Genomic DNA, 8,878 nt, shown 5'->3' on the forward strand with positions numbered 1-8,878 from the left:
CCGGGGTTCCGCGCACCCCGGGCCGGCGGCGTCCATGTCGGTGGAGCCGGAGTGTCAGCCGACAGGCCCCGGCGGCCACGCCTTCGCGACGACCTTGCCCGTGATGCGTTCGGCCGGAACGAACCGGGCGCAGCCCGGCCGGGCGCCCTCGCCACGGCAAGGGGCGACGGAGTCGGCGGAGTTGGAGCGGTGGTCGCCCATGACGAGGTAGCTGCGGTCGGGGACGACGATCGGGTCGAAGCAACGGCCCGACCGTGGCGACGAGGCGCAGTCGAAGGATCCGGTGACAAAGGTCACGTCCGCGAAAATGTAGGGCTCCTCGAGAGGCTGTTCGTCGACCAGCACCCGGCCTTCGGAATCGCAGCAGCTCACCGTGTCGCCAGGGACGCCGATGACGCGCTTCACCGTGTACTCGGTGTTCGAGATGCCGATGCCGGTGAGGTCGCCGAAGGCGCGGGCGACGGCCCGGACCGGGTCGGAAGAGGGCGGGAGCCGCGCGTCGTCCCACGTGGCGCCGTGGCCGAAGATGACGATGTCGCCGCGTTCGGGCCCATGGGTCAGGTAGGGCAGGTCGCTGGAGAGGACGCGGTCGGTCACGCTGAGCGTGTTCTGCATCGAGCCGGACGCCACGTTGTGCACCCGCACGACGAACGCCTGGATGAGGGACACGACGAGGAGGGCGGCGAGCACGTTCACGAGGAGTTGCACGGGGAACGGCAGCTGGCGGCGCGCACGCCGCGGGGCGGCCGACGTGCCGGCGTCGGAGTCCTCGACGCGCTCTTGGGCCATGGGTCTCCCCCTCTCCGTCCCAGAGCATAGGCGAACGGGACTAGGGTGAGGTCAGGCCACGTCCGGGCCGAGGCAACAAAGGAGAGTGCACGCACCCATGTCCCGAATCCAGCACGATTCGTTCCGCTCGAAGGTCATGTCGGCCGACGAGGCGGCGTCCTTCATCACCCACGGGGACAACGTCGGATTCTCGGGCTTCACCGGGGCCGGTTACCCCAAACTGATCCCCGGCGCCTTGGCGGCCCGCATCCGCGCAGCCCACGATGCGGGCGAGCCGTTCCAGATCGGCTGCTGGACCGGCGCCTCCACCGCCCCCGAACTCGACGGCGCGCTCGCCGAAGTGGACGGCATCCGCTACCGCATGCCCTATCAGTCCGACCCGATCATGCGCAGCAAGATCAACGCCGGCGTCTCCGACTACAACGACATCCACCTGTCCCACTCGGGCCCCATGGTGCGCGCCGAGGTGCTGTCGCCGCTCGACGTGGCGGTCGTTGAGGTGGCCGGCATCAACGCCGACGGGGAGGGCATCCCGAGCTCGTCGGTGGGCAACAACGTCATCTATCTGGAAAAGGCCGAGAAGATCATCCTGGAGGTCAACGCGTGGCAGTCCGAGGACCTCCTCGGCATGCATGACCTGTACTACGGCTTCGCGCTGCCGCCGCACCGCCGCGAGGTCGACATCCTCGCCCCCGGCGACCGCATCGGCCAGACCACCTACCGCATCGACGCCTCGAAGGTCGTCGCCGTCGTCGAGACCGAACTGCCCGACCGGAACACACCGTTCAAGCCGGCCGACTCGATCTCGGAGGCCATCGCCGCCCACTACCTCGACTTCCTCGCCAACGAGGTGAAGCACGACCGCCTGCCGAAGAACCTGCTGCCGCTGCAGTCGGGGGTGGGCAACGTCGCGAACGCCGTGCTGGCCGGTCTGCTCGCCGGCCCCTTCGAGAATCTGACGAGCTACACGGAGGTCATCCAGGACGGCATGGTCGACCTGATCGACTCGGGCAAGCTGACGGTCGCGTCGGCGACCGCGTTCTCGCTGTCGCCCGACTACGCCCATCGCATGAACGACGAGGCGAAGAAGTACCGCAAGAACATCATCCTGCGGCCGCAGGAGTTGTCGAACCACCCGGAGATGATCCGCCGCCTCGGCGTCCTGGCGTGCAACGGCATGATCGAGGCCGACATCTACGGCAACGTGAACTCGACCCACATCATGGGCAGCAAGCTGCAGAACGGTATCGGCGGCTCCGCCGACTTCACGCGCAACGCGTACATCTCCGCGTTCGTGACGCCCTCGACGGCGAAGGGCGGGGCCATCTCGGCGATCGTGCCGATGGTGAGCCACCACGACCACACCGAGCACGACGTGCAGGTGCTCATCACGGAACAGGGTCTGGCCGACATGCGCGGGCTGGCGCCACGCAAGCGGGCCAAGGCGATCATCGACAACTGCGCCCACCCCGATTACAAGCCCCTCCTGGCCGACTACTTCGAGCGCGCCCAGAAGACGGCCAACAGCCAGCACACGCCTCACGACCTGCGCGAATCCCTCAGCTGGCACGTCCGCTTCCTCGAGACGGGCACGATGAAGCCTGCTTCCTGACCAGCGTCGGGCGGGTGTGGCCGGCGCCGTCCGGCACTCGATCGGTCCACGTGGGCCGATCGTGTGTCACGCGCCCAGTCACCCCAGAAGCAGCGCCCGCAGTTCCCCCACCGTGTCGACGACGGCCGCGTGGGGCACGGCGTCGAGTTCGGCGCGCGTCCCCGCTCCCCACGTGACGCCGACGCCATGGACGCCGGCGGCGGCTGCCGCCAGCAGGTCGACGGCGGCGTCACCGACGTAAGCGGCGCCGGCGGCGTCCGCACCGAACACGTCCAACGCATGGAGGAGGGGGTCGGGCGCGGGCTTGTGGGCGGGGGTGTCCTCCATGGCGGCGGCCACGCGCACGAGACCGTCGAGCTGGACGGCCGCCAGGGTGGCCTCGGCGGAGAAGCGTCGCTTCGACGTGGCGACGCCGATGCGGACGCCGGCGCTCGCCAGGTCGGCGAGCAGCTCGGCCACGCCCGGATAGGTCTCGACGAGGGTGGGCAGGTGGGCCACGTTCCAGCGGGTGTACTCGGCGACGATGCTCTCGGCCTGGTCGGGGTGCCGCTTCGTGAAGATGTCGACCAAGGTGCGGCCGATCCAGCCGCGCAGCTCCGGCTCCTCCGGGACGGGCAATCCGTGTGCCTCGAGAGCGTGCCGGTAGGAGGCCACGATGAGCGGAATGGTGTTGGCAAGAGTGCCATCGAGGTCGAACAAGACGGTGGTGAACCGCGGCCGCGTCATGAGGACAGCGTAGGGGCGCAGGACTCACCCCGGGCACCGCTCTCCCGCACCTAACGGCGTTCTGCCTTGTGATCGGCGGGTCGAACTCATAAGGTGCGGTGAGGAACCAAGCAGGAGAACACGCCGCAGGGGTATCCCGAAGGGGCACTCGACGCGAGCAACTTGCCCGGGCGCCACGATCTGCCGAAGGATCGGGCGCTCCGGGACCGGTGGATGAGGAGTTTTCCATGGAAACGGGTGCACGGCCGCGGGGGCGCCGCCCTGGGAACGACGACACACGCGGCACGATCCGGGACACGGCGCGTCGCCTGTTCCTCGCCGACGGCTACGACCGGGTCAGCCTGCGGGCCATTGCCCGCGAGGCCGACGTCGATCCCGCCTTGGTCCATCACTACTTCGACTCGAAGGGCGCCCTGTTCAGCGAGGCGCTCCTCGACGGGTCGTACGTGCCCGCCGACATCGTCGCCGACATCCTCGCCGGCGGCCCGGACGAGGTCGGCACGCGCGCGGCCCGCTCGTTCCTCGCCCGCAGCGACGAGATGGCCGCGCGCGGCTACCTCGACCTGATGAAGGCGGGCGAGCAACGCTTCGTCGAGCTGCGCGGCATGAACGAGTTCACCGCCCGCGAGATCTACCAACCCATCGCCGAGCACTTCGGGCATGCCGACGCCGCCCTCCGCGGCCAGTTGGCCGCGAGCGCAGGAGCGGGCATGTTCCTCGCACGGACCGTCCTGGGCATGCGCCCGCTGTCGACGACGGCCGTGCGGACGCTCGTCGCCGCCCTCGGTGTGACCCTGCAGCAGTACTTGGTCGGCTCCCGCCTACACTGATGCGGTGACCCAGCCCGAGCAACCGACCATCGGCACGGTCGTCGCGCAGCGGGACGCCACGATCAACCCGCGCACCGGCGAGCCGGCACGCCCGTGGTCGATCTGGGCGGCGACCGCGCTCCTCTACACCGGCACGGCCCTGGTGTTCGCGGGTCTGGGCGTCGCGTTCTGGGTGGGCATCGACATCGCTTCGTTCAACTCGGCGACCTGGCTGCACTCCGTCGTCCCGGCCGAGCCGGGTTCGCTGGTGCGCGTCGCGCTGGTGACGGGCGAGTTCGTGATCGCGATGCTCGTCGGCGCGGGGGCGCTGATCGCGGGTTACTACGGCTGGTGGGGCTACCGCTGGAGCCGCTGGGCGGGGCTCGTCGCCGTCGCCGTCGCCTTGGGGGCGCTCGTGCTGAACCCGCTCGCCTACGGCGGCATCGCCGCGATCGCGGTCGGTGCGGGGCTGCTGTGGCTGCCGGGGTCGCAGGCGTTCCTGACGCGCTGGCACGTGCGCCGCAATCCGGCGCCGCCCGAGCCGACCATCGTCGACGACGTCTACTACGGCCCGCTGCCGCGCTACCGATGAGCTTGCGCGACACCCTCCTGCGAACCCTCCGCAGCGCGGCCCGGGGGGTGGTGCGCCATGCGTTCCGGACGCCGCCGAATCCGGCTCCGCCGGCGCAACCGGGCACCCGACGCGCGCCGGCGGCATCCGGCTACCCCGGTGACTTCACCGGGATGCCGCCCGTGTCGTACACACCGATGGCGGGCCGGACGCCGGACCCGGGCGAGGTGGCGTGGGCGTGGGTGCCGTACGAGGAGGACCATCGGCGCGGCAAGGACCGGCCGGTGCTGCTCATCGGCCGCGCGGAGGGCTGGCTGCTCGGGCTGCCGCTGACCAGCCTCGACCACGACCGGGACGCGGCGCAGGAAGCCCGCGAGGGCCGCTTCTGGATGGACATCGGCTCGGGGGCGTGGGATGCGCAAGGCCGGGCGAGTGAGGTCCGGCTGGACCGGGTGGTCCGGATCGACCCGGCGAAGGTGCGCCGAGCCTCCGTAGCGCTCGACCGTGCCCTCTTCGACGCCGTGATCGCCGGGGTACGCCGGCACGCCACACCCTGAGTCCCGCACCCACGCCCGCCAGCGCGGCGACGCCCGGAACGAGCCGATCACGACGCCCCGATGTTCCCGGAACGCACGCCCCCTGCTCACCGGAGCGTCACCGGCCTGTCACCGACACCGGGTGGGCTGGTGGACATCGGCGTGACCGCACGCCCCTGACAACGCTATTCGGGAGGAACCGCATGTCCATCTCGCGTCGCACCCTGCTGGGTGCCACCGCCGCCTCCGCCCTCGCCGCCGGCACCACGGCCGCCGCCCCGTCCGCCTTCGGCGCCCCCCGCCCCGGCGTGAGCGCCACCGCCTACCCGACCCACCTCGTCGACGAGGGCAAGCTGGCGCTGCCGCGCGGCTTCAAGGCGTGGCGCGTGGGCACCATCGGGGTGGAGCCCCTGCTCGCCGACCGCGGCGGCTCCGTCGTCGGCGTCACTCCGTCCAACCTCGACGGCACGGGCTGCTTCAGCGGCCGGGGCCGGATTCGGTTGGTCCGCAATCACGAGTGCCGGGCGAATGCCGATGTGCCCGTCCCCCTCGTCGAGGGCACCGTGTACGACGCGGGCGTCCCGACGGGCATGGGTGGCAACACCGTCGTCGAGCTCACCGCGAACGGGAAGTTCGTGAGCCAGTGGGTCGGCTTGTCGGGCACGATCCGCAACTGCGCGGGCGGCGAGACCCCGTGGGGTTCCTGGTTGGCCTGTGAGGAGGACACCACGAAGGCCGGCACGGCGGTCGTGAGCTCGGTCGACGGCAAGACGTACGTGGCCCAGAAGGATCACGGCTACGTGTTCGAGGTGTTCCCCGAGGTGGTCGCCGCACAGATCCCCGAGCCGATCACCGCCTGGGGCCGGGCCGTCTGGGAGGGCGCGGCGATCGGCCCCGACCTCTCGAGCGCCTACCTCACCGAGGACACCGGCGGCGGCCTCTTCTACCGCTGGACCGCCCCCGCCGGCGCACGGATCGGTGCCGGGATCGCGCGCCAGTTCGGGCCCGCCGACGGCGTCCTGCAGGCTGCCCAGCTTGTCCGGAACGGAACGCCGCTGGTGCACTACGGCGAACTGACCGCCGCCGATCTGGGCGTGGCCCACCCGGTGACGTGGGTGAACGGCGGCGCCGACCGCCAGGCGCAGACGACACCGCTGCGCCGCCAGTTCCCCGGCGCGACCGTGCACCCGAAGATCGAGGGCTGCTGGCCGGACGCCGCGGGCCTCTGGTTCACGTTGTCCTACGTCAATGCGACGGAGGCCGCCCGGTACGGCATCGACGAGGACTGGGGCATGGTCATGTACTACTCGTTCGCGGACGAGACCCTGACGCTGAAGGAGTACTACGCCGCCGGCAACGCCGAGGAGTTCCACGGGCCGGACAACATCACCGTGTCGCCGTGGGGGTCGGTGGTCATCGCGGAGGACGGCATGAACCCGTGCTCGCTGATCGCCTACTCGGAGCGTCGCGGCTCGCTCGAGTTCGCCCGCGACCTCGCCGACCGCGGGGAGTGGGCCGGCCCGTGCTTCAACCGCTCGGGCAGCCTGCTGTTCGCCTCCGTCCAGTCGGACTGCACGTACGCGATCAGCGGACCACTGGCCCAGTTCCACAACCGCTGATTCCCCCTCCGCACGCCGCCGCTCTCCGGGAGCGGCGGCGTCCGGCCCATCAGCTGCCCGGCGGCGTCAGCCGACCAGGTAGGAGTCGTCCATCGCCGGGTCGGGCGCGACAGGGACGAACTGGCGGCGCAGGGTGTCCTGGGCCCACTGGCGGCCCTGGACGGCCTCGCGCGCGGCGTTGACCTGGTCGCATTGGTCCTGGTTGAGGTAGAACTCGATCTCCTCGACAGCCCGGTTGGCGCGGTCGAACGACTCCGGGTCCTCCCCTTCCGCCGAGCGGGCCACCAAACGGTCGACAGCGCGCTGCACGGTGGCCCGGCGCAGGCGGCGCTTCAGCTTGGGCAACAGGTCGATCTTGCCGTCCTCGCTCACGATGATGACCATCGCGCCGCGCCCCGCACCCGCCAGGTAGCGGATCGCCGAGTTGTAGCGCGCGCCCCTGCCCACGTCCCCGGTGCCGGTCGCGACCCCGTCGAGGATGACGCCCACGGCGTGCACGCGACCGTCGGGGCTCACCAGCACCGCCCCGTCGATGCCGGTGGCGGCCATCAGGTCGCGCCCCGACAGGCGGGTGGGCGCGATCGAGTACGCCTGCGGCAGCAGGCGGTCGGCTTCGGCGGCGGCGTCCGGGTGGACGACGAGCATCGTGCCGTTCGCCTGTTTCGCACAGGCGGACGCCATCTCCCACAGGTGCCGCGCATCTCGGCTCGTGGCGCCGGGGAACACGCGGTCGACGGTGTGTCCGAACTCCTCGGCGTCCAGGCGTTCGCGGGGCAGTTGCGGCACCCCGTTGTCCATGCGCAGCAGCGGCGTGGTGCGGTGCCACAGCTCCCAGTCGCCGTTGCCGGAGATGATCGCCGTGAACACGTAGTCGCTGTCGGCGTTGTAGGTGTCGGCGTTGTAGGTGTCGGCGAGCGAGCCGAGGCCGAACACCTCGCGCCCGTCGCACAGCAGGTTGAGGTCGGAGGCCGACATCTCCAGCACCTTCCGGAACGACCGGGTCAGCCCGACCGGCACCGGATGCTCCAGCGCGATCGCGACCTGCAGGTCGGGGTGTCCCTGCTGCACGAGGAGGATCTGCCCGGTGCCGGCGCGGCCCTCGTACGGCTGCGCCGAGACGGCGTCCAGGGCCTGCCGGACGCCGAACGCCAAGTCCTGCCCCGAGCGCTGCGCCAGTGACGACACGAACGCGTCGGCGGCGGAACGCAGGATGGCGTCCGGGTCGGCGACGACGCGCTGACCAGGGGTGAGGCGGTCGAGTTCGCGGCTGGCGGCGTCCAGGACGGCCGTCACGCACGCCTCGGGGAAGCTGCGCGGCGAGGCGTCGGAGCTCGGGGTGCGGCGCAGGCGAGCGAGGTCGTCCCAGTGGTCGGAGTGGATGGTGATGAGCGGCACGACGAACCAGTCGGCCACGTGGACGCCGATGCCCGCGAAGTGCACCCGCTCGCCGGCGCGCGCCGCCTCGGTGAACCGCTCCGACAGCACCTGTCGCCGCACCATCGACTCGGCGGCGGCCAGGGCGTCCGGATCGTCTCCGGCCTCACGCCGGGCGCGCGAGCGGCGGAAGCGCTGCTCGGCGGCGGCCAGGGCGTCGGCGAGGGCGTCGCGGTCGAAGTGGCCGCGCGGCGGCTCGACCGTCACCTCGCCGCTCGGATGGAACCCGACGAGGTAGCCGCGTGGATCGATGTTCGCGCCCGCCCGGTCGAGCACCTCGTTCGCCAACTGCTCCAGCGACCAGCGGAACCCCGCCTGGTGCTCCCACATCTGTCCCACGAGGCACGATGCTTTCACCGCGGGGCCGCTGGCTCCAAGTCGGACGCCGCCGGCTCGGCCAGCCTCTGTGACCCCCGCAGACGCCTCACGGGTGGCGAAACAGCCTGCTGGCGAGCACAATCAGCCCATCAAAGGAGGAATCCCATGAACAACAAGCCACAGGACCACGCACGGCTCGCTGATGAGCAGTACCTCGAGAACGTGAAGGGGGCGGGTAATCCCGGCCCGCGCGCGCCGGGCAACCCCCAGCCCGAGCAGGGCGACGGCGACCCGGGCCCGCACTTCACCGACGAACTGCCTGCCCACGAGGCCGGCAACCTCGGCGACCGCCTGCCCGGCGACCCGCAGCCCGAGCACGGCTCCGGCAATCTCGGCCCCCGCGACGGCGGCCGCTGAGCACGGGGACGACGAAGGGCCCGCCTCGCAGTGAGGCAGGCCCTTCG

The 8,878-nt window shown here is 71.3% G+C and carries 9 protein-coding genes; 6 read left to right on the forward strand and 3 right to left on the reverse strand.

Going from position 1 to position 8,878, the window contains the following annotated elements; genetic code table 11:
- Positions 1-54: 54 nt before the first annotated feature.
- The gene (gene lepB, locus Q1K57_RS12990; protein ID WP_300083335.1) at positions 55-789 is read right to left on the reverse strand and encodes a signal peptidase I; all 735 of its coding nucleotides are present in this window, start codon (positions 787-789) and stop codon (positions 55-57) included.
- A 97-nt stretch (positions 790-886) separates the two neighbouring features.
- On the opposite strand from lepB, the gene Q1K57_RS12995 reads away from it, so the two are divergent.
- On the forward strand, positions 887-2,401 hold the full coding sequence (locus Q1K57_RS12995) for an acetyl-CoA hydrolase/transferase family protein (RefSeq protein WP_300083336.1): 1,515 nt from the start codon (positions 887-889) through the stop codon (positions 2,399-2,401).
- Positions 2,402-2,479: 78 nt separating this feature from the next.
- Here the strand turns inward: Q1K57_RS12995 and Q1K57_RS13000 are convergent, their stop codons facing one another.
- Entirely contained in the window at positions 2,480-3,127 is a 648-nt protein-coding gene (locus Q1K57_RS13000; RefSeq protein WP_300083337.1) for an HAD-IA family hydrolase, read from the reverse strand.
- Between the two features lie 227 nt (positions 3,128-3,354).
- Here Q1K57_RS13000 and Q1K57_RS13005 point away from each other — a divergent pair, with 227 nt between their 5' ends.
- From Q1K57_RS13005 to Q1K57_RS13020, 4 genes are all read left to right on the forward strand, one after another.
- Positions 3,355-3,957, forward strand: a complete 603-nt coding sequence (locus tag Q1K57_RS13005; RefSeq protein ID WP_300083338.1) for a TetR/AcrR family transcriptional regulator — start codon at positions 3,355-3,357, stop codon at positions 3,955-3,957.
- A gap of 4 nt (positions 3,958-3,961) precedes the next feature.
- A complete protein-coding gene (locus Q1K57_RS13010) occupies positions 3,962-4,528 on the forward strand; it encodes a hypothetical protein (protein ID WP_300083339.1) in 567 nt (188 codons plus the stop codon).
- Positions 4,529-4,680: 152 nt separating this feature from the next.
- On the forward strand, positions 4,681-5,064 hold the full coding sequence (locus Q1K57_RS13015) for a type II toxin-antitoxin system PemK/MazF family toxin (protein ID WP_300083344.1): 384 nt from the start codon (positions 4,681-4,683) through the stop codon (positions 5,062-5,064).
- Positions 5,065-5,246: 182 nt separating this feature from the next.
- Positions 5,247-6,662 (forward strand): alkaline phosphatase PhoX, encoded by a 1,416-nt coding sequence (locus Q1K57_RS13020; RefSeq protein WP_300083341.1) that lies wholly within the window; start codon positions 5,247-5,249, stop codon positions 6,660-6,662.
- 66 nt (positions 6,663-6,728) lie between these two features.
- Here the strand turns inward: Q1K57_RS13020 and Q1K57_RS13025 are convergent, their stop codons facing one another.
- Entirely contained in the window at positions 6,729-8,426 is a 1,698-nt protein-coding gene (locus Q1K57_RS13025) for a DNA integrity scanning protein DisA nucleotide-binding domain protein (protein ID WP_366525375.1), read from the reverse strand.
- A gap of 153 nt (positions 8,427-8,579) precedes the next feature.
- On the opposite strand from Q1K57_RS13025, the gene Q1K57_RS13030 reads away from it, so the two are divergent.
- Positions 8,580-8,831 carry a hypothetical protein gene (locus Q1K57_RS13030; RefSeq protein ID WP_300083343.1) on the forward strand — a complete coding sequence of 84 codons (252 nt, stop codon included), beginning with the start codon at positions 8,580-8,582 and terminating at the stop codon, positions 8,829-8,831.
- Positions 8,832-8,878 lie beyond the last annotated feature (47 nt).

The sequence above is a fragment of the Propioniciclava sp. genome, from assembly GCF_029977985.1.
Lineage (GTDB): Bacteria > Actinomycetota > Actinomycetes > Propionibacteriales > Propionibacteriaceae > Propioniciclava.

What these genes read in the sequence shown, in the direction of transcription:
- lepB (WP_300083335.1), bottom strand. Translation starts at nt 789, where the DNA reads ATGGCCCAAGAGCGCGTCGAGGACTCCGACGCCGGCACGTCGGCCGCC.
- Q1K57_RS12995 (WP_300083336.1), top strand. Translation starts at nt 887, where the DNA reads ATGTCCCGAATCCAGCACGATTCGTTCCGCTCGAAGGTCATGTCGGCC.
- Q1K57_RS13000 (WP_300083337.1), bottom strand. Translation starts at nt 3,127, where the DNA reads ATGACGCGGCCGCGGTTCACCACCGTCTTGTTCGACCTCGATGGCACT.
- Q1K57_RS13005 (WP_300083338.1), top strand. Translation starts at nt 3,355, where the DNA reads ATGGAAACGGGTGCACGGCCGCGGGGGCGCCGCCCTGGGAACGACGAC.
- Q1K57_RS13015 (WP_300083344.1), top strand. Translation starts at nt 4,681, where the DNA reads ATGCCGCCCGTGTCGTACACACCGATGGCGGGCCGGACGCCGGACCCG.
- Q1K57_RS13020 (WP_300083341.1), top strand. Translation starts at nt 5,247, where the DNA reads ATGTCCATCTCGCGTCGCACCCTGCTGGGTGCCACCGCCGCCTCCGCC.
- Q1K57_RS13025 (WP_366525375.1), bottom strand. Translation starts at nt 8,426, where the DNA reads ATGTGGGAGCACCAGGCGGGGTTCCGCTGGTCGCTGGAGCAGTTGGCG.
- Q1K57_RS13030 (WP_300083343.1), top strand. Translation starts at nt 8,580, where the DNA reads ATGAACAACAAGCCACAGGACCACGCACGGCTCGCTGATGAGCAGTAC.